This is a genomic window from Microbacterium bovistercoris (assembly GCF_003387575.1).
Classification (GTDB): domain Bacteria; phylum Actinomycetota; class Actinomycetes; order Actinomycetales; family Microbacteriaceae; genus Microbacterium; species Microbacterium bovistercoris.
Window position 1 is genome coordinate 233,902 of sequence record NZ_QUAB01000046.1, and the last position, 23,139, is coordinate 257,040.

19 protein-coding genes are annotated in these 23,139 nt (G+C 69.4%); 4 read left to right on the forward strand and 15 right to left on the reverse strand.

The window, feature by feature from the left end; genetic code table 11:
• Positions 1 to 4: 4 nt before the first annotated feature.
• The 10 genes from DY023_RS14400 to DY023_RS14445 all read right to left on the reverse strand — a co-directional run bounded on the left by DY023_RS14400 (position 5) and on the right by DY023_RS14445 (position 10,945).
• The gene (locus DY023_RS14400; protein WP_116243022.1) at positions 5 to 1,090 is read right to left on the reverse strand and encodes a UDP-N-acetylglucosamine--N-acetylmuramyl-(pentapeptide) pyrophosphoryl-undecaprenol N-acetylglucosamine transferase; all 1,086 of its coding nucleotides are present in this window, start codon (positions 1,088 to 1,090) and stop codon (positions 5 to 7) included.
• A gap of 100 nt (positions 1,091 to 1,190) precedes the next feature.
• Positions 1,191 to 2,447 (reverse strand): FtsW/RodA/SpoVE family cell cycle protein, encoded by a 1,257-nt coding sequence (locus DY023_RS14405; protein WP_116243023.1) that lies wholly within the window; start codon positions 2,445 to 2,447, stop codon positions 1,191 to 1,193.
• A complete protein-coding gene (murD, locus tag DY023_RS14410; RefSeq protein ID WP_116243024.1) occupies positions 2,416 to 3,948 on the reverse strand; it encodes a UDP-N-acetylmuramoyl-L-alanine--D-glutamate ligase in 1,533 nt (510 codons plus the stop codon). Before murD ends, DY023_RS14405 begins: the two co-directional genes overlap by 32 nt.
• Positions 3,945 to 5,045 carry a phospho-N-acetylmuramoyl-pentapeptide-transferase gene (mraY, locus tag DY023_RS14415; protein ID WP_116243025.1) on the reverse strand — a complete coding sequence of 367 codons (1,101 nt, stop codon included), beginning with the start codon at positions 5,043 to 5,045 and terminating at the stop codon, positions 3,945 to 3,947. The genes murD and mraY overlap by 4 nt, the downstream gene beginning before the upstream one ends.
• Positions 5,042 to 6,454, reverse strand: a complete 1,413-nt coding sequence (locus DY023_RS14420) for a UDP-N-acetylmuramoyl-tripeptide--D-alanyl-D-alanine ligase (RefSeq protein ID WP_116243026.1) — start codon at positions 6,452 to 6,454, stop codon at positions 5,042 to 5,044. Before DY023_RS14420 ends, mraY begins: the two co-directional genes overlap by 4 nt.
• A gap of 34 nt (positions 6,455 to 6,488) precedes the next feature.
• Positions 6,489 to 8,273 carry a peptidoglycan D,D-transpeptidase FtsI family protein gene (locus DY023_RS14425; RefSeq protein WP_116243027.1) on the reverse strand — a complete coding sequence of 595 codons (1,785 nt, stop codon included), beginning with the start codon at positions 8,271 to 8,273 and terminating at the stop codon, positions 6,489 to 6,491.
• Positions 8,274 to 8,298: 25 nt separating this feature from the next.
• A complete protein-coding gene (gene ftsL / locus DY023_RS14430; protein ID WP_116243028.1) occupies positions 8,299 to 8,883 on the reverse strand; it encodes a cell division protein FtsL in 585 nt (194 codons plus the stop codon).
• Entirely contained in the window at positions 8,880 to 9,818 is a 939-nt protein-coding gene (rsmH, locus tag DY023_RS14435; protein WP_116243029.1) for a 16S rRNA (cytosine(1402)-N(4))-methyltransferase RsmH, read from the reverse strand. The genes ftsL and rsmH overlap by 4 nt, the downstream gene beginning before the upstream one ends.
• A gap of 110 nt (positions 9,819 to 9,928) precedes the next feature.
• On the reverse strand, positions 9,929 to 10,360 hold the full coding sequence (mraZ, locus tag DY023_RS14440; protein WP_116243030.1) for a division/cell wall cluster transcriptional repressor MraZ: 432 nt from the start codon (positions 10,358 to 10,360) through the stop codon (positions 9,929 to 9,931).
• Positions 10,361 to 10,561: 201 nt separating this feature from the next.
• Positions 10,562 to 10,945: a DUF3040 domain-containing protein gene (locus DY023_RS14445; RefSeq protein ID WP_116243031.1), complete on the reverse strand. Its 384-nt coding sequence runs from the start codon at positions 10,943 to 10,945 to the stop codon at positions 10,562 to 10,564.
• 116 nt (positions 10,946 to 11,061) lie between these two features.
• On the opposite strand from DY023_RS14445, the gene DY023_RS14450 reads away from it, so the two are divergent.
• Entirely contained in the window at positions 11,062 to 12,150 is a 1,089-nt protein-coding gene (locus DY023_RS14450) for a polyprenyl synthetase family protein (protein WP_116243032.1), read from the forward strand.
• A gap of 30 nt (positions 12,151 to 12,180) precedes the next feature.
• On the opposite strand, the gene DY023_RS14455 is transcribed toward DY023_RS14450, so the two are convergent.
• On the reverse strand, positions 12,181 to 12,525 hold the full coding sequence (locus DY023_RS14455; protein ID WP_116243112.1) for an Rv2175c family DNA-binding protein: 345 nt from the start codon (positions 12,523 to 12,525) through the stop codon (positions 12,181 to 12,183).
• 147 nt (positions 12,526 to 12,672) lie between these two features.
• Here DY023_RS14455 and DY023_RS14460 point away from each other — a divergent pair, with 147 nt between their 5' ends.
• Positions 12,673 to 14,043 (forward strand): LysM peptidoglycan-binding domain-containing protein, encoded by a 1,371-nt coding sequence (locus tag DY023_RS14460; protein ID WP_245958728.1) that lies wholly within the window; start codon positions 12,673 to 12,675, stop codon positions 14,041 to 14,043.
• A gap of 63 nt (positions 14,044 to 14,106) precedes the next feature.
• Positions 14,107 to 16,044, forward strand: a complete 1,938-nt coding sequence (gene pknB, locus DY023_RS14465; RefSeq protein WP_245958720.1) for a Stk1 family PASTA domain-containing Ser/Thr kinase — start codon at positions 14,107 to 14,109, stop codon at positions 16,042 to 16,044.
• Positions 16,045 to 16,109: 65 nt separating this feature from the next.
• Here the strand turns inward: pknB and DY023_RS14470 are convergent, their stop codons facing one another.
• Both DY023_RS14470 and DY023_RS14475 read right to left on the reverse strand, forming a co-directional pair.
• Positions 16,110 to 17,477, reverse strand: a complete 1,368-nt coding sequence (locus DY023_RS14470; RefSeq protein WP_116243034.1) for a class II 3-deoxy-7-phosphoheptulonate synthase — start codon at positions 17,475 to 17,477, stop codon at positions 16,110 to 16,112.
• Positions 17,478 to 17,530: 53 nt separating this feature from the next.
• The gene (locus tag DY023_RS14475; protein WP_116243035.1) at positions 17,531 to 18,220 is read right to left on the reverse strand and encodes a lysophospholipid acyltransferase family protein; all 690 of its coding nucleotides are present in this window, start codon (positions 18,218 to 18,220) and stop codon (positions 17,531 to 17,533) included.
• Positions 18,221 to 18,357: 137 nt separating this feature from the next.
• Here DY023_RS14475 and DY023_RS14480 point away from each other — a divergent pair, with 137 nt between their 5' ends.
• Entirely contained in the window at positions 18,358 to 20,187 is a 1,830-nt protein-coding gene (locus DY023_RS14480) for an AMP-dependent synthetase/ligase (protein ID WP_116243036.1), read from the forward strand.
• A gap of 57 nt (positions 20,188 to 20,244) precedes the next feature.
• On the opposite strand, the gene DY023_RS14485 is transcribed toward DY023_RS14480, so the two are convergent.
• Together DY023_RS14485 and DY023_RS14490 are read right to left on the reverse strand one after the other, a co-directional pair.
• Complete coding sequence (locus DY023_RS14485; RefSeq protein ID WP_116243037.1) at positions 20,245 to 20,736, reverse strand: peptide deformylase; 492 nt, start codon at positions 20,734 to 20,736, stop codon at positions 20,245 to 20,247.
• Positions 20,733 to 23,096: a nucleotide-binding protein gene (locus DY023_RS14490; protein ID WP_245958721.1), complete on the reverse strand. Its 2,364-nt coding sequence runs from the start codon at positions 23,094 to 23,096 to the stop codon at positions 20,733 to 20,735. Before DY023_RS14490 ends, DY023_RS14485 begins: the two co-directional genes overlap by 4 nt.
• Between the last annotated feature and the right edge of the window lie 43 nt (positions 23,097 to 23,139).

The window sequence follows — 23,139 nt, forward strand, 5'->3', positions numbered from 1 at the left end:
ATGGTCAGCGCCCCGCGCGGTCATCGCCGAGCGCGCGGTCGATCATCGCCACGACGTTCTCGGTCCCGCTCCGCGTGCCCACCTTCTCGGCGGCGACCGTCATCGCCGCGATCCGGTCCGGGTCTCGCAGCAGCGGGATCACCCGATCGCGCACGGTGTCGGCGCTGAACGTCGCGTCGTCCAGCAACAGCGCGGCCCCGGCTTCGACGGCGGATGCCGCATTGAGGCGCTGCTCGCCGTTGCCCACGGCGTAGGGCACGTACACGGCGGGAATGCCGAGTGCGGAGATCTCACTGACGGTCGCAGACCCCGCCCGCGAGACGATCACGTCGGCGAGGGCGAAGGCGAGATCCATCCGGTCGAGGTAGCGACGCATGGCGTAGCCGGGCATGCCGGGATCGACCCATTCGCCGCGCTCCCCCGTCGCATGCAGAAGCTGCCAGTCCGCAGCGAGGACATCGGCCCAAGAGCCCGCGAGCGCCTCGTTCAGGCGCTGCGCGCCGAGCGATCCCCCGAACACGAGCAGCACCGGCTTCGCGGGGTCGAGGCCGAACAGCTCCGCGGCCTCGTCACGCGCCGCAGCACGGTCGAGTTCCACGACCTCACGGCGCAGCGGCATCCCGACGACCTCGCCGTGCTTGAGCGGCGTGCCGTCGAACACCACGCCGACGCCGGCTGCCCGGCGGGCCCCGAGCACGTTCGCGAGCCCGGGCTTGGCGTTCGCCTCGTGCACGACGAACGGTATCCCCTCACGGCGGGCGGCGACGTAGGCCGGGGCGGAGGCATACCCGCCGAAGCCGACGACCACGTCGACGCCGTGCTCGCGGATGTGCGCGCGCACCTGCGCGATCGCCCTGCGGAAGCGTCCGGGGAAGGCGGCGGCCTGCTTGTTCGGACGGCGAGGGAACGGCACCTTGTCGACGATCAGCAGCTCGTAGCCCCGCTCGGGGACCAGCCGGGACTCCAGACCCTCCTTGGTGCCGAGCACCAGGACCGTCGCGTCGTCGCGCTCACGGAGCAGATCGGCGACGGCGAGCAGCGGATTGACATGGCCGGCGGTGCCCCCGCCGGCGAGAAGGTACGTGGTCACCCCGTGATCTTACGGGAAGCGCCGGGGTGCGACCCGGTGGGGCGGCGGGCACGAGAGCGCGCACGGACCGGCCGCCGCACGCGCACGAACGAGTGCCCGGCTAGCTCTGCCCTGCTCGCGCGGGGGCGCGCCGTGCAGCGCGCTGTGAGGTCTTCGGCTGCGCCTCCGGCACGGGTGCGGATGCCGGGATGGTGCGCGCGAACGCCAGCAGTACACCGCAGGCGAGCAGCACCGACAGCAGCGCGGTGCCGCCCTGGGACATGAACGGCAGAGGGACGCCCATCACCGGGAAGATGCGGATCACCACGCCGATGTTGAACAGGGCCTGTCCGACGATCCACAGCGTGATGCCTCCTGCGGCGACGCGGATGAACGGATCGTTCGTCTTCCGGATGATGTGGAACGCCCCGACCGCGAAGGCGGTGAACAGGCCCAGCACGAGCACGCAGCCGATCAGGCCGAGCTCCTCGCCCACGATCGCGAAGATGTAGTCGTTCGCCGCAGCCGGCAGCCAGCCGTACTTCTCCTGCGAGTTGCCGAGACCGACGCCGAAGACGCCGCCCGATGCCATGCCCCACATGCCGTGGGTGGCCTGGTAGCACGCGTTGGAGATGTCGCAGTCCTCGGGGTTGAACGCGGCCAGGATGCGGTTCATCCGGTTCTTGCTGGTCAGCGCGTAGCCGAGGACCGCGACGATGCCGAGCAGCAGCGGAAGGATGAACAGCCTCAGCCGGACTCCGGAGAAGAACAGGCAGCCCAGCACGATCAGCACCATGACCATGGCAGTACCGAGGTCGTTGCCCGCGACGACGGTCCCGATCGCCAGAGCGGAGACCGGGACCACGGGGATGAACACCTGGTGCCAGGTGTTCAGGCGCGTCTGCTTGCGCAGCAGCACGAAGGCGACCCAGATCGCGAGTGCGAGCTTGAGGAACTCCGAGGGCTGCATCGTGTAGCCGGCGACCTTGATCCAGTTGCGGTTTCCCATGTCCGAGATGCCCAGTGGCGTGAACACGAGCAGCTGGAGGCAGAGTCCGAGCACCAGGCCCACCCAGGCGAGCCTCTTGATCACGTTCACGGGCAGGCGACTCACGAGGAACATGAGCGGGATGCCGATCACGGCGAACACGCCCTGCTTCATGACCTCGTCGAGCGGGCCCTTCGTGGTCGCACTGGTGGCGGAGAGCACCATGACCAGCCCGAACACGGTGACCAGCAGCGCGGAGAAGGAGATCAGGAGGAACTCCATCGACACCGGCTGGAACAGTCTTCCGAGCGAGACCCGCGCGGCGAGACCGCTGCGAGCGGGCGCGGAGGCGGCGGAGTCAGCGCGCTTCGGGTGAGGCGTCTGCGTCATCAACGCTCCCCCGATCGATCCAGTCCCGCACCGCCTCGGCGAAGCGATGGCCGCGATCCGCGTAGCTGCTGAACTGATCGAAGGATGCTGCTGCGGGAGCCAGCAGAACCGTGCCCCCGTCGCCCGCGATCCCCGTCGCCAGTTCGACGACGCGGGTCATGACCTCTCCAGTGTCGGCGGGGAGGACCTCGTAGAGCGGCACGCTCGGCGCGTGTCGCCGGAATGCCGTCAGCACGGGGTCGCGGTCCAAGCCGATCACGATCGCCGCCCCTGCCGTGCCACCGACCTCGGCGACCAGCTCGGAGATGTCGACGCCCTTGAGGTCGCCTCCGACGACCCACACCGCACCGGGGTAGGCCCGGAGTGAGGATGCTGCCGCATGCGGGTTCGTGGCCTTGGAGTCGTCGACCCAGGTGATGCCCGCGTGCTCGGCCACCACCTGGATGCGGTGCGCGTCGAGCCGGAACGCCTGCAGTGCACGGTGGATCGTCTCGGGCTCGGTGCCCAGGGAGCGTGCCAGCGCTGCGGCGGCGAGGATGTTCTGGACGATGTGCGGCGCGGACAGGCCGACGCGACGGAGGTCGTCGAGCGTCGTCAGCTCGAGAGCGCTGTTGCGCCGGTCGTCGAGGAACGCCCGGTCGACGACGATGCCGTCCACGACCCCCAGATCGCTGGGTCCGGGGGTGCCGAGGTCGAACCCGATCGCGCGAGCGCCGTCGACGACATCCGCCTCCTCGACCATGAGCCTGGTCGCCTCGTCCGCCTTGTTGTACACGCAGGCGACACGGGCGTTGCGGTATACCAGCGCCTTCGCGTCACGGTACGCCTGGGCACTGCCGTGCCAGACGAGGTGGTCGTCGGCGAGGTTCAGGCAGACGGCGGAGTGCGGGTAGAGCTGCGCCTCGGGCGCGGCGAGACCCAGGTACCAGAGCTGGTGGCTGGACAGTTCGACGACGAGCACGTCGAAACCGCCCGGGTCGCGCACCGCGTCGAGCACGGGCACGCCGATGTTCCCGCACGGCGCCGTACGCAGCCCGCCCTCGGCGAGCAGCGAGGCGGTCAGCTGCGTCGTGGTGGTCTTGCCGTTCGTGCCGGTGATGAGCACCCAGTCGGCGGGCGTGCCGTCCGGGCGCACGACCTTGTCGCGCACCCGCCAGGCGAGCTCGACGTCGCCCCACAGGGCGATCCCGGCATCCTGCGTCCAGCGGATCACCGGATGCGCGGGCGGGAATCCCGGCGAGGCGATCACAACGTCGGGTGCGAAGTCGATCAGCGACGCCGGCGGCTCGGCGAGCGAGCCGAGCTCGAGGCGCGCACCGATCACCGGAAGCAGCCGCTGGTAGTCCTCGGAGGCCGATTCGGAGAGCACGAGCACCTCGGCGCCCAGCTCCGTGAGCGTGTCGGCGACCGAGAATCCCGTCGTCGACAGTCCGAGAACGGCCACTCGGAGCCCCGCCCAGTCAGCGTCCCAGCTGGTCAGGCCCTTCAGTCGCGCGTTCATACGTGCGTCAGCCAGTCGACGTAGAAGAGGCCGACGGCGGATGCCGCGAGCAGGCCCGCGATGATCCAGAGGCGCACGACGATGGTGACCTCCTGCCATCCGCGCATCTCGAGGTGATGGTGGAAAGGACTCATGAGGAAGAGCCGCTTGCCGCGCGTGATCTTGAAGTACAGGCGCTGCAGGATCACCGAACCGCTGGAGAGCACGAAGACACCGGCGATGAGCAGCAGCAGCAGCTCGGTGCGGGTGAGGATCGCCATCGCGGCGACCACGCCGCCGATGGCCATCGAGCCGACGTCGCCCATGAAGACCTTCGCCTTGGGGGCGTTCCACCACAGGAAGCCGATAAGACCGCCGGTGAACGCCGCGGCGACCGTGGCCAGGTTGAGCGGCTCGCGCACCTCGTAGCAGCCGGCGACGGCCAGACCGATGCAGGACTGCTTGAACTGCCAGAACGCGATCAGGCCGTAGGAGCCGACCACGAAGATGCCGGCGCCCGCGGCGAGGCCGTCGAGCCCGTCGGTGAGGTTCACGCTGTTCGACGTCGCGACGCCGATCAGCGAGATCCAGGCCAGATAGAGGATCCACCCGAGCACGGTGCCGAACGCCATGAGGTTCAGCCACGGGATGTCACGGAACAGCGAGACGTAGCTGCTCGCCGGCGTCTGCCCGAAGCTGTTCTGGAACGCCGGGGCGAGGGCGACCACGCCGAAGGGGATCAGCACGATGAGCTGTCCGACGATCTTGCGCCAGCCCGACAGCCCGAGGCTGCGCTGACTGCGCACCTTCATGTAGTCGTCGATGAAGCCCACGGCGCCGAAGCCGACCATGAGCCACAGAACGAGGATCGCCGAGAGTGCGGGCTCGCTCCCGCCGATGTAGACCCCGGCGAAGTACCCCACGATCGTTCCCGAGATGAAGATCAGGCCGCCCATGCTGGGGGTGCCGCGCTTGTGGGCGTGACTCGGGTTGCTGATGTCCTCGGGGGTGCGGATGACCTGCCCCCAGCCGAGCCTGCGGAACAGGCGAAGGAAGACGGGGGTCAGGAAGAGCGAGAAGGCGAGCGACACCGCCGCCGCCATTAGCAGAGACCTCACGAGAACGATTCTCCCAGACGATCGCCGAGAAACCTCAGTCCCGCGGAGTTGGATGATTTCACGAGCACCAGATCGCCGTCGCGCAGCTCACCGCTGAGGTAGTCGAACGCGGCGTCCTGATCGGGCAGGTGCACGGCCTCGCCGTCCCAGGATCCCTCCCCGACGGCGGCGAGGAACAGGCGGCGCGCCTCCGCGCCGACGACGACGATGCGCTGGATGTTCAGCCGCACGGCGAGCAGGCCGATCCGGTCATGCTCCTCGCCGTCGGCCTCGCCCAGTTCGCTCATCGCGCCGAGCACGGCGACCGTGCGCTGCCCTGGCGCGGCGATCTGCGCCAGGGTCCGCAGAGCGGCCGCCATGGCGTCAGGGCTGGCGTTGTAGGCGTCGTTGATGATCCGCACGCGGTCGCCGCCCATCGGCTGCATGCGCCACCGCTCCGCGATCTCGACGGTCTCGAGCCGGGCGATCGCGGTGGCGGCGGGGATGCCGAGGGCGCCCGCTGCGGCGATCGCGGCGAGGGCGTTCGACACGTGATGCTCGCCGAGCACCTGCATCCGCAGCGGCAGCGCCTCGGCGCCGGCGTGCACGACGCACGTCGTCCCCGTGGCCGAGACCTCCACGTCCGAGGCACGCAGATCTGCGGCATCCGTACGGCCGAATCCGACGACGCGCATCTCGCGCGACTCGGCGAGAGGACGCATCGCGGCCACCCGCGGGTCGTCGATGTTGAGCACCGCCGTGCCGCCGCGGCGTGCGGCCTCGATCAGTTCGGCCTTCGCCTGGGCGGTCTTCTCGATGCCGCCGAAGCCCCCGGCGTGCGCCAGGCCGACCATCAGCACGACCACGACATCGGGCTCCACGAGTCCCGCGAGTCGGGCGATGCTGCCCGCACCGGAGGCTCCGAACTCGCTCACCAGGTACTTGGTCGTCTCGGTGACCCGCAGCATGGTGACGGGCGCGCCGACCTCGTTGTTGTAGGAGTTGATGGGAGCCACGGTCTCGCCCTCGTCCTGCAGGATGCGGGCGATGAAGTTCTTGGTGGTCGTCTTGCCGTTGGAGCCGGTGATGCCGACGACGCGCAGGTCGCCCTTCGCGCGCACACGGGCGACGACCTCCTTCGCGAGCGCGGCGAGTGCCTCGATCACGTCTGCGACGACGATCTGGCTGACCGTGTCGTCCACGGGGTGCTCGACGATCGCGAGCACCGCACCGGACGCGACGGCGGAGCCGACGAAGCGGTGCCCGTCGGTGACCTCACCCGGCTTGGCGACGAAGACGGCGCCCGGCACCATCTTGCGCGAGTCTGTGTCGACCACGCCCGAGACGATGGTCTCGGCCGTGTCGGATCCGTGCAGCCGCAGCTCACCCCCCAGGACGGAGGCGATCTCGGCGAGGGACAGGGCGATCATGACGAACTCCAGTACCGGCTGGGCGTGCGGCGGTTCATTCGCCGAACTTGGGGAGGGGCGCCTCCATCGGCGTGGACGACGGAGCGACGCGGTAGGTCTTCAGCACCTGGGTCAGCGCCTTCTGCAGAGCGGGCGCGGTTGCTGCCGACGAGGTAATCCTAGTCGGCTCCTCCATCGTGATCATCACCACGTACTGCGGATCCTCGATCGGAGCGACGCCGAGGATCGAGGTGTAGTACGCCCCGGACTTGTAGTGCCCCTTGCCGTCCGAGACCTGTGCGGTACCCGTCTTGGTGCCGATCCGGTACCCGGGGACCTCCACCGTGTCCGCGAGTCCGCCCTGCACCGCGACGTTCTCGAGCATGCGGCGCACCTGAGCGGCCGTATCCTCGGAGACCACGCGCTTCTTCGTCACCTCGGTGGTGTGCTCGACGCCCTCGCGGTCGGTGCACGACTCGACCAGGCTCAGATCGATGTGCTCACCGCCGTTGGCGATGGTCTGATAGGCGCTGGCCACCTGGATCGGCGTCACGGTGAACGCCTGGCCGAAGGTGGTGGTGTAATACGTCTGGTTGTCCCACGGCTTCTTGCGGGGATCGCGCACGCCGCCGGACTCCTCGTCCGGGAAGCCGACCGCGGTCGGCGTGCCGACGCCGAACTTCTTCAGGTAGTCGTAGCGGACCTCCGGTGCGACCTTCGAGCCGAACTTCGACAGCGCCACGTTCGACGAGTCGATCAGCGCCCCGGCGAGGGTGTAGTCGTACTCCGGGTGACCGAAGGAGTCGCCGATGTTCGCGCCGTTCGGGAAGCGCTCGCGGCCCTTCGCGGAGACCACGCTCAGCGGTGTCGCCGCGCCCTCCTCGAGCAGCGTCGCGGCGGTGATCGGCTTGAAGGTCGAGCCGGGCTCATAGGTGTGCGAGAAGATCTGCGAGCGCCAGTAGTCGGGGTGGGTGCCGTCGATGTCGTTCGGGTCCAGTGCCGGGTACTGCGCCGCGGCACGGATCTTGCCCGTCTTCACCTCGACCACGGTGGCCGTGGCGGACTTGGCGCCCTTGATCTTCGCCTCCTCGGCGATCATCTGCGACAGGTACCACTCCAGGTCGCTGTCGATCGTGAGCTTCACGGTGCCGCCGTCGACGGCGGGGGTCTCCCGGTCGCTGCCGGGGACGATCACGCCGTTCTTGCCGCGCAGATAGGTGCGCTCGCCGTTCCTGGGAGCGAGGCACTGCGCCTGCAGCTTCTCGATGCCGTAACCGTCACCGTTGCTGTTCACGAAGCCGACCAGGTTGCCCCCGACCGCGCCGTTGGGATACACCCGAACGGCACGCGACTTCAGCGCGAGATACGGCAGTTCGAGCTCCTTCAGATCGAGATACTGATCGGTCGAGAGCCCCTTCTTCTTCAGCTGGTAGTACCGCGAGTCGGAGTTGTCCGCGAGGTTGGCGGCGACCTCGGAGCGCAGCTCGTCGGCATCCAGCCCCGTGATGTCGGCGATCCTCGTGCTCGCCTTCGCCCACGGCATCGGCGCCTTGTCCTTCTTCTCGAGCTCGGTGATCAGCCACGGATCGAGTTGCGCGTCGTAGACGAGCTTGCTGGAGGCGAGCACCGTGCCGTTCTCATCGACGATGTCGCCACGGTTGCCCGCGACCGGCTGCGTGCTGCCGAGGTTTCCGGTCTTGCGGGACTCCTCGACGTGCTCGTCGGCCCGCACCACCTGGATGTCCACAAGACGCACCACGAAGGCGCCGAGCACGGCGAGCACGACGGCGAGAGCGACCACCGTTCGGCGACGCGGGCTGCGGGTTGCGCGGGTGGTCATCTGCGGCTCCGTCCGGTTCGGGTTCTCAGTGCGTCTGCGGGATGGGCAGGCCGTCGTCCAGGGACGGCGGCAGTGCGGGATCGGTCTTCTTCTCCGCGGCATCCGTCTCCGCGGCTTCCGACGCCGCCCCGCCCCTCGCCGCGGGCTTCTCGGGCTTCGGCGCGTCGAGCAGGGCGTTGCCGACCTTGGTCGGCCCGTTGGGGTTGACCGTCGACGTCCAGCCCGGCTCGTCCGCCACTCCCAGGATCGCCCCGTCGCTCAGCCGCAGGTACGACGCGCTGCCCGCGACGACGAGGCCGAGGGATGCCGCCTTGCTGGCGAGCGACTGCGGCGAACTGAGTCCGACGAGCTCGTCCTGCATGGCCTGCTTCTCGAGGCTGAGGGCGCGCTGCTTGGCGTTCAGGTCTGCGAGGACGAAGGAGTCCTGCGTCGAGGCCAGCGAGAGTCCCATCTGCACGATGCCGATCACGGCGACGCCGGTGACGGCGAGCAGGGCGTAGGCGAGACGGGGGCGACGCCGACGACCGGGGGCGCTCAGGGCGTGCAGTCGTCGTTCGGATGCGGATCCCGGCTTCTCGCGAGGTTCGGCGCGGAGCGCGTTCAGGCTCATGTCGCCTCCCTGATCTTCTCGGCCGCACGCAGGCGCACGGGGATCGCCCGCGGGTTGCGCGCGCGCTCTTCTTCGGTCGCCTGCTCCGCTCCCTTGGTGAGGATGCGGAAGCGCGGCGCGTGCTCGGGCAGCTCGACCGGCAGGCCGGCGGGGGCTGTGGAGGAGGCGGCGGCGGCGAAGGCCTGCTTCACCAGGCGGTCCTCCAGGGACTGGTACGACATGACGGCGATCCGTCCGCCGACGGCCAGCGCGCCCATCGCGGCGGGGATGGCGTCGGCGAGCACGTTCAGCTCGGCGTTGACCTCGATGCGCAGCGCCTGGAAGACTCGCTTGGCCGGGTGCCCCGCCCGCTGGGCTGCGGCCGGCGTCGCCTCGATGAGCAGGTCGACGAGGTCGCCGGAGCGGGTCAGTGGATGCTCGTCCCGTGCGGCCACGATGAACCGTGCGTAGCGCGCGGCGAGCTTCTCCTCGCCGTAGCGCTCGAAGATCCGCCGGAGGTTCCGCTCGCTGTAGGTCGCGAGCACTTCTGCCGCCGTGACGCCCTTCGTCTGGTCCATCCGCATGTCCAGCGGGGCGTCCTTCGAGTACGCGAAACCGCGACCGGCCTCGTCCAGCTGAAGGGACGAGACGCCCAGGTCGAAGAGCATCGCCGAGGCGCCCTGCGCGTGCAGGCCGATCTCGTCGTAGACGGTGTGCACCAGCGTGACGCGATCTCCGAAGGGTGCGAGCCGCTCCCCCGCGATGCGCAGCGCGTCGGTGTCACGATCCAGGCCGATCAGGCGGATGTTCGGGAACCGCTCGAGGAACGCCTCGGAGTGCCCGCCCATGCCGAGGGTGGCGTCGACGAGCACGGCGCCATCGCGTTCGAGCGCGGGGGCGAGGAGCTCGACGCAGCGGTCGAGCATGACGGGGATGTGGATGTCGCGGAGGTTCATGGTCTCTGGGGTCCTGTCGTGTGAGGTGACCTCCGGCTCTGATTCCCCTCCGCTCGACCCGGCACCGGGGAAGTGTGTCGGGGCGGAGCGGCGGGGCATCACAGCCGTGGTCAGAACAGGCCCGGAATCACCTCCTGTTCGAGGTCTGCGTAGCTCTCCTCGTTGGAGGCGAGGTAGTCGTTCCATGCGGCGGCGTCCCAGATCTCGGCGTGGGCGCCGACACCGGTGACGACGAGCTCCTTCTCGAGCCCGGCGTACTGCCGCAGGTGTGCAGGGAGGGTGATCCTGTTCTGGCTGTCCGGCATCTCGGCGCTGGCGCCGGAGAGGAACATCCGCAGGAAGTCGCGGGCCTGCTTGTTGCTGAGCGGCGCCTGGCGGATCCGCTCGTGCAACTCCTCGAACTCGGCCGTGCTGAAGACGTAGAGACAGCGCTCCTGTCCGCGGGTCACCACGATGCCGCCGGCGAGATCCTCGCGGAACTTCGCAGGAAGGATGACCCTTCCCTTGTCGTCCAGTTTCGGCGTGTGGGTACCCAGCAGCATCGGCCATCACCCCCTCTGTGTCCGGCCAACCCGAGGTGCGCCCCACTTTACTCCACTTAGCTCCACTTTCCTACGACATTCGCCACCTCATCGCGTGCCCGCCGCCCGAGCGCCGATCTCCGGGCATGAAAAAACCCCGGAATCTCAAGGATTCCGGGGCCGTGGAGTGGAGTGGAGGAAAAGTGGAGGATCTGGCGCGGATCAGCGCCCTTCCTGGCGACGATCCCAGCGGTCGTTCATGCGGTCCATGAACGAAGAGGAGTCCGGGCCGCGCGAGGATCGCTCTTCCTGCTGCGTGGGACCGGTGCGGCGCACGGGCGTGAACGCGAGCATGACACCGGCGAGCATCGCCAGGAAGGCAATGACCCCGACGACGATGCTGAACACGCTGCCCAGCTGGGGGCCGAGCGCGACCGCGGCGATGAGACCGCCGACGCCGGCGAGCAGCAGCAGCGCGCCGTAGACGAGGTTGCGATAGCTGAGCGATCGGTCACCCGAAGGCGCAGTGACGACATCGGCGTCGTTCTGGAGGAGATGGCGTTCCATCTCGTCGAGCAGACGCTGCTCCTGTTCGGAAAGAGGCATTTCCATCCCCCTCGGGTTCGTCTTCTCATCTTACTCTCGCGCAGCGGGCTCGGGCCAGCGTTCGCCCACAACCACCTGCGTATCGACTGTGTCTGTATGCACCTTAGGCTGTGAACGTGCCCGCCTCCCACTCCGTTCCCGACGCCGTCGCCGCTCGCCTGGAGCTGTTCCTCGCGGAGCGAAGGGCGGATGCCGCCGAGTACGGCCCCGATGGCGCGGCGTTCATCGCTGCGGCTTCGGCGACGCTCGTGGGCGGCAAGCGACTCCGGGCGAGCTTCTGTCGCACCGGCTGGGCTGCCGTCGCGCGTCGGGCCGACGCCCGCACCACGGAGAGCGATGCGCTGTGGGATCTGTGCGCGGCACTCGAGATCTTCCAGTCCGCCGCGCTCGTGCACGACGACCTCATCGACAACTCCGATGTCAGACGCGGGATGCCCGCCGCGCATCGTGCTCTCGAAGGCGCGCACCGCGCGGCCGGGTGGAGCGGCGACGCCGAAGCGTACGGACGGTCGGCCGCGATCCTGCTCGGCGACCTGCTCGTCGCCTGGAGCGACGATCTCGCCGAGCAGGCCATCGACGGGCATCCGCACGCGAGGACGGTCCGCGCCGAGTACGCACGGATGCGTCGCGACGTGACGGTCGGTCAGCTGCTGGACATCGCCGAGGAGTCGGCGTGGAGCGTGCACCCCGCGGACGAGCATGCCGAACGCGCCCTCCGCGTGGCCTCGCTGAAGTCCGCCAGGTACAGCGTCGAGCAGCCACTCGTGCTCGGGGCCGCCTTCGCGGGGGCGAGCGCCGAGCAGATCGCCGCCCTGCGCGCCTTCGGACATCCCGTCGGCATCGCGTTCCAGCTCCGGGATGACGTGCTCGGAGTGTTCGGAGACGCCGCCGTCACGGGTAAACCCGCCGGCGACGACCTCCGCGAGGGCAAGCGCACCGTGCTGGTCGCGCGCGCTCGCGCCGCACTCGCGCCGTCTGCACGGACCGTGTTCGACGAGATGCTCGGGGATCCAGGCCTGGACGATGCACAGGTCGCCTCTCTGCAGGCGACGATCACCGGCACCGGCGCACTGGCGGCCGTCGAGGAGATGATCGCCGATCACGCCGCGCGCGCTGACCGCGCACTGGCCGGGGCGCCGCTGGACAACGCCGCGGTAGGCGAGCTGCGGGATCTGGCCAGAGCGGCGACGACCCGCACGCGTTAGCGCGCCGGAGCGCTCCGCCCGTCGTCCGCCTCAGGCGAGCGTGCGCGCAATTCGCCGCACCTCGCTCTTGTGTCCGGCCAGCAGAGCCGCGATCGGAGTGCGCCCGAGCGTGTCCTCCTCCGCGAGCAGCCAGTCGATCGCCTCGTCATCGCTGAAGCCGGCATCCTGCAGAGCGATGACCGTGCCGCGCAGCGAGGGCAGCGGGTGTCCGTCGACGATGAAGAGTGCCGGCACCTGGACCGGCCCATTGCGCCGCGAGCCGATCAGGTAATGCTCGTCGAGCAGTCGCCGAACTCGGCTCGGAGTCTCATCGAGCGCCTCGGCGAGGTCGGGAATGGTCAGCCAGGCAGTGTTCTCAGGGGAAGTCTCGGACACCTGCCCACTATCTCACGCCCACGACCACGCCGCCTCGCAGGGTGCACGGTCACAGTTTTCACATCTGCCACATTCATCACTCCTGTTGACAACCGTTTACAACCGTGTCAGCGTTTCAGAAGCCGAGAACAAGGGGGGTCCTTGACAATGCGCACCTTCACCGCACGCGAACGCGGACTGACAGCCGGCGTCTCCGCCGCCGTCGTCGGAGCACTCGCCGCGACGCTCACCGTCGCGCCGGCATCCGCCGAGACCGCCGCCGCAAGGGCCCCGCAGGGACTCCTCCCCCAGCACGCGAACGCTCACCTGCTGGCGCTGCCCGCGACGACGCGCGTCGCGCCGACCGCTGCGCAGGCCGCGTCGTACACGGTGCGCCCCGGAGACACGATCTGGTCGATCGCGAAGCGGCACGGGCTGCGCACCGCCGACGTCCTCGCCTGGAACGGCCTCACCGCGCGCTCGGTCATCCACCCCGGGCAGAAACTCGTCCTCTCCGGCGCGGCGAAGGCCACCGCCGCGCGCCCCGCAGCCGCACCTGTTCGCGCGGCAGCCGCCAAGACGCACACCGTGGTGGCCGGCGACACCGTGTACGGCATCGCCCGAAAGTACGGCACCTCGGTCTCCGCGATCATCGCCGCCAACCGCCTCGGCTCCTCCGCCGTCATCCACCCCGGGCAGAAACTCGTCGTCTCAGGCGCGGCTCCCGTCGCCGTATCCTCGACCAAACCGGCAGCCAAGCCCGCCGCAGGCAAGACGCACACGGTCGCCGCGGGCGACACCGTCTACGGCATCGCCCGAAAGTACGGCACCTCGGTCTCCGCGATCATCGCCGCCAACCGCCTCGGCTCCTCGGCGATCATCTATCCGGGTCAGAAACTCGCGGTCTCGGGCGCGGCTCCCGTCGCGGCATCCTCGACCAAGCCGGCCGCGGGGCCCGCCACGGCGAAGACGCACACCGTCGCGGCCGGCGACACCCTCACCGCGATCGCGAAGAAGTACGGCACCACCGTCGCCGTGATCCTCGAGGCCAACGATCTGGGCGCGTCGTCGATCATCTACCCGGGCCAGAGGCTGAAGCTCACCCTGCCTGCGAACACCCAGCGCTCCGCACGGCTGGACGCCGAGCAGACCGCGAACGCCCGGCTCATCATCCGGATCGGCCGCCAGCTGGGCGTGCCGGATCGGGGCATCCAGATCGCTCTCGCGACGGCCATGGTCGAATCGTCGCTGCGCAATCTGCGCGGCGGCGACCGCGACTCACTCGGCCTCTTCCAGCAGCGCCCCAGCCAGGGCTGGGGCACCGAGGCGCAGATCCTGAACGCCGAGCGCAGCACACGCGTGTTCTACGGCGGCTCCTCGGATCCGAACGGCAAGCAGTCACGCGGCCTGCTCGACGTCAGCGGCTGGCAGAGCCGGGGCTTCGGCGCCGCAGCGCAGACGGTGCAGATCTCGGACTACGCGCACCGCTACGGCCAGTGGGAGCAGCAGGCCCGTCAGTGGCTGTCCGCCCTGGGGTAACAGGACGGCCTCAGAGGTGAGCCGTTGCCGGGTCACACAGGCAGCCTTCCCTAGACTTTCCCTGTGACCACTCAGCAGGCCGACCCTCTCATCGGGCGGCTTGTCGACGGCAGATACCGGGTCCGCGCGCGCATCGCGCGCGGCGGCATGGCCACCGTGTACGTCGCCACCGACCTGCGGCTCGAGCGACGCATCGCGCTGAAGGTGATGCATGCGCACCTCAGCGACGACTCGGCGTTCCAGAGCCGCTTCATCCAGGAGGCCAGGGCGGCAGCGCGTCTCGCCGATCCTCACGTGGTCAACGTGTTCGACCAGGGACAGGACGGCGAACTCGCCTACCTCGTCATGGAGTACCTGCCGGGCATCACGCTGCGTGAACTGCTCAAGGAGCAGAAGCGCCTCAGCATCCCCCAGACCATCACGATCATGGATGCGGTGCTCTCCGGACTCGCCGCTGCGCACCGCGCCGGCATCGTGCACCGCGACGTCAAGCCCGAGAACGTGCTGCTGGCCGAGGACGGCCGCATCAAGATCGGCGACTTCGGCCTCGCGCGCGCCACCACGGCGAACACGGCGACCGGCGCTCAGCTTCTCGGCACCATCGCGTACCTGGCCCCCGAACTCGTCACGCGAGGCACGGCCGACGCCCGCAGCGACATCTACGCCCTGGGCATCATGTTCTACGAGATGCTCGTCGGCGAGCAGCCGTACAAGGGCGAGCAGCCCATGCAGATCGCGTTCCAGCATGCGACGGAGCAGGTGCCGCGCCCGAGCGCGCGCAATTCGGCGGTTCCGGAGCAGCTCGATGAGCTGGTGCTGTGGGCCACCGAGAAGTCACCCGACGAGCGTCCGGTCGATGCGCAGGAGATGCTCGATCGGCTGCGCGACATCGAACGCGAGCTCGACGTCAAGCCGATGGTGACCGCTGCGCTGGTCGCACCGCGCGGCAGCACGGTCGACACCGGATCGGTGACCCGCATCCTGACCGGGCCGACCGCCGCCGCCGAACCGATCTCTTCGCCGACCGCGCCGCTGGACAACGCGACGGTGCTGCGGCGCCGCGTGTCGCATCGCCGGGCGCGCGGCGCGTTCCTGATGACCCTCGTGCTGCTGCTGGCGGTGCTCGCCGGCGGTGTCGGCTGGTGGTTCGGCTCCGGCCCCGGATCGCTCGTCGCGGTTCCCCCGGTCGCGGGAATGACATACGACGCCGCGGCGGCCGCGCTGAAGGAGGACGGGTTCATCGCGATCCAGCGCGACGAGAACTCCGTCGACGTCGAGGCGGGAACCGTGATCGAGACCAAGCCCGGCACGGGCGAGCGCCTCGAGCAGGGCGCCAAGGTGCGCGTGATCGTCTCGAGCGGCCCGGCCGCTCATGATCTGCCCGCACTCGCGGGACAGAGCGAATCCGATGTGCGGACGACCCTGACCAACGCCAATCTCGCGGTCGACGACAAGGCCGAGGAGTACTTCACCCCGGAGGCGGCCCGCGACAAGGTCATCAATGTGCGGATCACTCCGCGCGGGGGCGGCGAGCCTTTCGGCTGCGCCGGCGGCTGCACGGTCCACGAGGCCGACACGGCGACCGTGCAGGTGTCGCTCGGCGCGCTGCCCGACGTCATCGGCGAGCCGCTCGACAAGGCGACGAAGACCCTCACCGACGCGGGCCTGGAGGTCTCGGGAGACCACCCCAGCGAGTGGAGCGACGAGGTGAAGAAGGGCAGCGTCATCCGGCACTCCGAGCGCTCGGGCGGTGGCCTGTGGCGGCCCGGCGACGCCATCACCCTCACCGTCTCGAAGGGTCCTCAGCCGGTCGAGGTGCCCGAGGTCGAGGGCGAGAACCTCGCCGACGCCATGGAGCTGCTGACCGAAGCCGGCCTGAAGCCGACCACCGCCGTCCCGAAGGGGCTGTGGGGCCTGTTCACCGCGACCGAGACCGACCCCAAGGCCGGGAAGACCGTGGACCGCGGCTCCGAGGTGCGGGTCGGCGCGTCCGTCAGCTGACACTCCGAGCGGAGACGACGGGAGGGCTCGGCGGCGCCACGCCACCGAGCCCTCTCCCTCTCGCGTCAGCGCTTCTCGAGCTCCTCGGCCACGAGGAAGGCCAGCTCGAGCGACTGCATGTGGTTCAGGCGCGGGTCGCACAGCGACTCGTACCGGGTCGCCAGCGCCGCCTCGTCGATGTGCTCGGAACCGCCGAGGCACTCCGTGACGTCATCGCCGGTGAGTTCGACGTGGATGCCGCCGGGGAAGGTGCCCACCGCGCGGTGAGCCTCGAAGAAGCCCCGCACCTCGTCGACGACATCGTCGAAGCGACGCGTCTTGTACCCGGTCGGCGTGGTGATGCCGTTGCCGTGCATCGGGTCGGTGACCCAGAGCGGCGTCGCACCGGAGTCCTTCACCGCCTCGAGCAGCGGAGGAAGCGCATCGCGGATCTTGCCTGCGCCCATTCGCGTGATGAACGTCAGACGTCCCGGCTCGCGGTTCGGGTCGAGCTTGTCGATCAGCTCCAGAGCCGTCTCAGGCGAGGTGGTCGGGCCGAGCTTGACCCCGATGGGGTTCCGGATCTTCGAGAAGTAGTCGACGTGCGCACCGTCGAGGTCGCGGGTGCGCTCCCCGATCCAGAGGAAGTGCGCCGAGGTGTTGTAGGGCGTGTCCGTGCGCGAGTCGATACGCGTCATCGGGCGCTCGTAGTCCATCAGCAGGCCCTCGTGACCGGTGAAGAACTCCACGCGCTTGAGCTCGTCGAAGTCGGCGCCGGCCGCCTCCATGAACTTGATCGCACGATCGATCTCGGAGGCCATGCGCTCGTACCGCTGGTTCGCCGGGTTCTTGGCGAACCCGGTGTTCCAGGAGTGCACCTCGCGCAGGTCGGCGAAACCGCCCTGCGTGAAGGCGCGGATGAGGTTCAGCGTGGATGCCGCCATGTGGTAGCCCTGCAGCAGGCGCGACGGATCGGCCGTGCGAGACCCCTCGGTGAAGTCGTATCCGTTCACGATGTCGCCGCGGTAAGCGGGCAGCGTGACGTCGCCGCGCGTCTCCGTGTCGCTGGAGCGCGGCTTGGCGAACTGCCCGGCCATGCGCCCCATCTTCACGACCGGCATGGAGGCGCCGTAGGTGAGCACGACCGCCATCTGCAGCACCGTCTTGATGCGGTTGCGGATCTGGTCGGCCGTCGCACCGGCGAACGTCTCCGCGCAGTCGCCGCCCTGCAGCAGGAACGCCCGACCGGATGCCGCACGGGCGAGCCGCTCACGCAGGTTGTCCACCTCGCCGGCGAACACCAGCGGAGGAAGCGTCGCGAGCTGCGCCGAGACCTCGGCGACACGGCTCGCATCGGGCCACTGCGGCTGCTGCTTGATCGGCAGGGTGCGCCACTCGTCGAGGGCGCGGGTGTCGAACGCGGCGGACGGGGCGGCAGACAGCGGCTGTGGCATCCCCTCAGCCTAGTCGTGGTGGCGGGCCCACCGGACGACGATGACGTCTGCCGTCAGCGTACGGGCGCCGGCATCCGGTCCTTGACGGACGAGGCGTACACGTCGTCGTAGCGCTGGGCGCCGAGCCGCTGCAGCGCGACCATGATCTCGTCGGTCACGGAGCGCAGGATGTAGCGGTCGTTCTCCATGCCCGCGTAACGGGAGAAGTCCAGCGGCTCGCCGATCACCATGCCCACGCGCACGACGCGGGGCACACGCCGGCCGATGGGCATCGCGGTGTCGGTGTCGATCATCACGACGGGGATGACGGGCACCTTCGCCTCGAGCGCCATGCGGGCGATGCCCGTGCGCCCGCGATAGAGCCGCCCGTCGGGGCTGCGGGTGCCCTCGGGGTAGATGCCGAGCAGGTCTCCCCCGCCGAGCACCTGCAGGCCGGTGTTCAGGGACGCCTCGGAGGCCTTCCCGCCCGAGCGATCGATCGGCAGCTGCCCGGTCGCGCTCATGAAGAACTTGGTCGCCCATCCCTTGATGCCGCGGCCGGTGAAGTAGTCGCTCTTCGCGAGGAACGACATCCGGCGGTCCAGCATGAGCGGAAGGAAGATCGAGTCCGCGAAGGAGAGATGGTTGCTGGCCAGGATGGCGGCGCCGGAGGTGGGGATGTTGTCGCGCCCCACGATCCAGGGTCGGAAGATCGCTTTGACCAGCGGCCCGATCACGACGTACTTCATCAGCCAGTAGAACATCGCCTCGCAGTCTACTGCGTGCCGGGCCGCGTCACGGGAGCCCGGGACGCGGCGCGACCGAGTACCGCGATCGACGCGACTGAATCTCATGACGTAGACTCTGAGGAACCCGCCCGCCTGGTACCGAAGGAGCTGCCGTGGTTCAGTTCGAAGTCCCCGCGATCGTCCCCGCCGACCCCGAGGCGAACGTCACGGATCTGCTTGAGAAGCGCGTGGAGGCCACCCCCGGTCTCGCGCTGTTCTCCGTCCCGGAAGGCGAGGGGTGGCGCGACATCACCGCCGCCGACTTCCGCACCGCCGTCGTCGCCCTCGCCAAGGGCTTCGTCGCCGCCGGCATCCAGCCCGGAGAGAAGGTCGGGTTCATCGCCCGCACCACCTACGAGTGGACGCTTGTCGACTTCGCGCTGTTCTACGCCGGCGCGGTGATGGTGCCGATCTACGAGACCAGTTCGCCGGCGCAGATCCAGTGGATCATGGAGGACTCCGGCGCGATCGCCGTCGTGGCCGAGTCGTCGGACCACTTCACCCGCATCGACGAGGTCCGCGGTGATCTCCCCCTCGTCCGGGACGTGTGGCAGCTGCATCTCGGCGCCATCGACACGCTGACGGCTCAGGGCGCGGGCGTCGAGGACGCCGAGATCGAGCGCCGACGCGCGATCGCGAACGGCGCCGACATCGCGACGCTCATCTACACATCCGGCTCGACCGGGCGCCCCAAGGGCTGTGTGCTCACGCACAGCAACTTCGTCGAGCTCTCGCGCAACGCCGCGGAGTCGCTCAAGGACGTCGTCAACACCCCCGGCGCGTCGACGGTGCTGTTCATCACCCTCGCGCACGTGTTCGCCCGCTTCATCTCGGTGCTGAACATCCACGCGGGAGTGCGAACCGGTCACCAACCCGACACGAAGCAGCTGCTGCCGGCGCTGGGATCGTTCCAGCCGACCTTCCTCCTCGCGGTGCCTCGCGTGTTCGAGAAGGTCTACAACTCCGCCGAGCAGAAGGCCGAAGCCGGCGGCAAGGGCAAGATCTTCCGCGCGGCGGCGTCCGCCGCCGTGGAGTACTCGAAGCTGCAGGAGCGCGGCGAGAAGATCCCGTTCGGGCTGCGCATGCGCTTCGCCCTGTTCGACAAGCTGGTGTTCTCGAAGCTGCGCGCGGCCATGGGCGGCAAGGTCGTCTACGCGATCTCCGGCTCCGCTCCGCTCGGTGAGCGCCTCGGCCACTTCTTCCACAGCCTCGGCGTCGTGATCCTGGAGGGTTACGGCCTGACCGAGACGACGGCCCCCGCCACGGTGAACCGTGCCGACAAGTCCAAGATCGGCACGGTCGGCCCCGCCCTCCCCGGCGTCGGCATCCGTCTCGCCGAGGACGGCGAGATCGAGGTGCGCGGCATCTGCGTGTTCAAGGAGTACTGGAACAATCCGGAGGCCACCGAGGCCGCGTTCCATGACGGATGGTTCCGCACCGGCGATCTCGGTTCGTTCGATGGCGACGGCTTCCTCACGATCACCGGCCGCAAGAAGGAGATCATCGTCACCGCGGGCGGCAAGAACGTCGCCCCGGCGGCGCTGGAGGACCCGATCCGCGCGAACCCGATCGTCGGCCAGGTGGTCGTCGTCGGCGACCAGAAGCCGTTCATCTCTGCGCTGGTCACCCTCGATCCCGAGATGCTGCCGACCTGGCTCACGAACAACGGACTCCCCTCCGACATGTCGCTCGCGGATGCTGCGAAGAGCGACGCCGTCCGCGCCGAGGTGCAGCGAGCGATCGACCACGCGAACACCTCGGTGTCGCGCGCCGAGTCGATCCGCAAGTTCACGATCCTGCCGATCGAGTGGACCGAGGCCAGCGGCCACCTCACCCCGAAGATGTCGATCAAGCGCAACGTCATCCTGAAGGACTTCGCCGGAGAGATCGAGCACATCTACACGACGCAGCCGGTGCAGACCACCAACGTCTCGCTGGGCTGACGCTCACACGAAGAACGGCCCGCGCACTGCGCGGGCCGTTCTTCGTGTGTCAGCGGATCAGAACCAGGTGCTCTCGCGCACCTGGCGCATGGCGAGCTTACGGGTCTCGGGATCGAGGCGCCCCAGATAGACCATGCCGTCGAGGTGATCGGTCTCGTGCTGCAGCGCCTGCGCCAGCAGGCCCTCGCCCTCCAGCACGACCGGTGCACCGTCGAGATCGATGCCCTCCACGCGCGCCCACGGGTAGCGCGGCGTATCGTGCCACAGCCCGGGAACGGACAGGCATCCCTCGCCCGTCGGCTGCGGCTCGCCACGGACCTCGGTGAGGACGGGATTGAGCACGTAGCCGATGTCGCCGTCGATGTTGTAGCTGAACGCGCGCACCGCGACGCCGATCTGCGGCGCGGCCACGCCCGCACGGCCCGGCACCTCGACGGTGTCCACGAGGTCGTCGACGAGAGCGCGCACTCCCTCGTCGATCCTCTCGATCGGGGAACAGACGGTGCGCAGCACCGGGTCGCCGTACAGCCGGATCTCGCGGACGCTCATCGGATGGGAACCCGGGTGCGCAGACCCTCGACGAGCTGCGCGGCGAGTTCACGTGCCGCCAGGCGCGTCTCCGGGGCGAGGCTGGCCCAGACGATCGCCCCGCCTCCGGCGATCTGCGCGTCGTAGGGGATGCGCACGACGTGTCCGACACGCGTGGAGAAGTGCGCCTGCAGCTCGTTCAGCCGCACCAGGGGCGTGCCCGAAGTGGACTGGTTCAGGACGACGATGGCGTCGCGCGCCTTGTCGGCGTAGCCGTTGGTCTCGAGCCAGGTGAGGGTCTCGGACGCCAGTCGCGCCTCGTCGACGCTGAGACCGGAGACGATTACGATCTGATCGGCCAGGTCGAGGGTCGCGCCCATGACGTCGTGCACGATGCCGGTTCCGGTGTCGGTGAGCACCAGCGAGTAGTAGTGCGCGGCGACTCCTGCGACGTCACGGTAGTCGGAGTCGCTGAACGCCTCGGCGACCCGGGGGTCGCTGTCCGAAGCCAGCACGTCCAGACGGGTGTGGTCGCGGGCGACGAGAGCCGACACGTCGTGGAATCCCTGCACCTCGTCCTTCGCACGCACCAGATCGCGGACCGACCGGGTCGTGTCGCCCACGATGCGGTCCGCGAGCGTGCCGCGATCGGGGTTCGCGTCGACGGCGATGACACGGTCGTCACGGGCATCCGCCAGCGCCATTCCGAGCAGTGCGGTGACCGTCGTCTTGCCGACGCCGCCCTTGCGGGAGAGCACCGGCACAAAACGCGCGTTGCCCTGCAGAGGGCCCGCGATGCGCCCGGAGAGCTCCTTGCGAGCGCGCGCCTTCTTGCTGTCGCCGAGGTTGATGCGGCGTCCGGACATCGTGTAGACGAGGTGGCTCCAGGTGCCCTCCGGCTCCGGCTTGACCATGCGGCTCGGGTCGAGCAGCCGCTCAGCGGTCAGCAGATCGGCACTCTCACGGGACGCCTCGCGGGAGGCGTCTCCGAGGCGCTTGGATGCCAGCGCGATCTCGGCGGTGCGGTGCGCCTCGGCACGGGTGCGCGGTGCGGCGGCTGCGGGGCGGGGCGCGAGGTCGCGCTGGTCGTCAGTGTCCACGATCGTCTTCTCCTCCGGAGCGGTGAGAGTGCCGGTCGCCGCAGCGAGGACGGATGCCCCGGCGGTCGCCTCGTCCTCACGATCCTGCCCGTCGGCCGCTTCGGCGTCCAGGGAGTCGTCTTCGAGGATCGGGGCAGCGGGTTCGCCGGCGGGCTGATCCTCGGCGAGGTCCTGCTCCTCGGCGGAGCTCGCCTCGACCGGATCGGTACTGGTCGCCGACGCGAGTTCGGCGCCGGCCTCGAAAGACGGCTCCTCCGCAGGCTCGGGCGCGGCGTGCCGACCCGCGACAGTCTGCTCCTCGGCAGGCTCAGCCTCGTCGGCAGGCGCAGCCTCGTCTGCAGGCGAAGCGTCCACGGCAGAATCCTCGACAACCGGCTCGGCTTCGCCTGCCGGTGCCTCGTCGGTCGGAGCGGACGCGTCGGCCGGCTCGGCGTCGTCGGCCGACGCCTCGTCGGACTCCGCCTCATCGGCCGGCTCGGCCTCATCGGCCGGCTCTGCTTCGCCGGCGGGGTCCTCCGCAGCGTCGGTGACGTCGGCCGGTTCGGGGTGGATCATCAGCTCCGGCTTGATGCCTGCCCCGATATCCTCGACGTCGTGCTCCCCCGCAGGGTCGGCGGAGTCGTCATCGTCGAGACCGTCGGCATCCTCGAGATCTTCCGCCTCGAGGTCGCGCGCGTCGTCGTGGGAATTCTCGGCGCCGACAGCGTCGTCCTCCGCGTCGGAGCCCTCATCGAGCCGGTCCTCCACCTGCGAGGTGCCCTCGGCTTCGTCGGGTCGTTCGTCCGCGTCCTCATCGTCAGCGGCCGTCCCGGTATTCGAGGCCTCAGAATCATCCACGTCAGCGGCTTCGCCGCCTTCCGCCGCGACGACTTCCTCGACGACCACTTCCGCGGTCACCGCGTCCGGCTCGTCCACGACGAGTGCCTGCTCGTCATCGGCATCCGATTCGACGATGTCGGCGATCACGGGCGGCTCGGTGTCGGCCGGCAGCTCGATGATGATCTCGGTGGTGTCGCGCTCGAGCCGCTCGATCGTCTCCTGATCGGCGACACCGGAACGGTCGATGATCAGGTCGGAGGCGATCGGCTCCACGGCGATCTCGTCACCGAGGACCTCGTCGTCGCCCTCGAGATCGTCCTCGTCGCCGCCGGTCGGCATGATGACGCTCACCTGCGCGGTGGCCCCGAGGAACCCGATCCCGGAGTCATCGAGCGATGCGGAGTCGTCGAGGACGCCCAGGTCGTCGTCGCCGTCCTGGTCGTCGGTCTTCTTCGGCGTCACGGTTCTCCCTGAAAGCTTGTGCGAGCAAGTCGCCCGCCCAAGG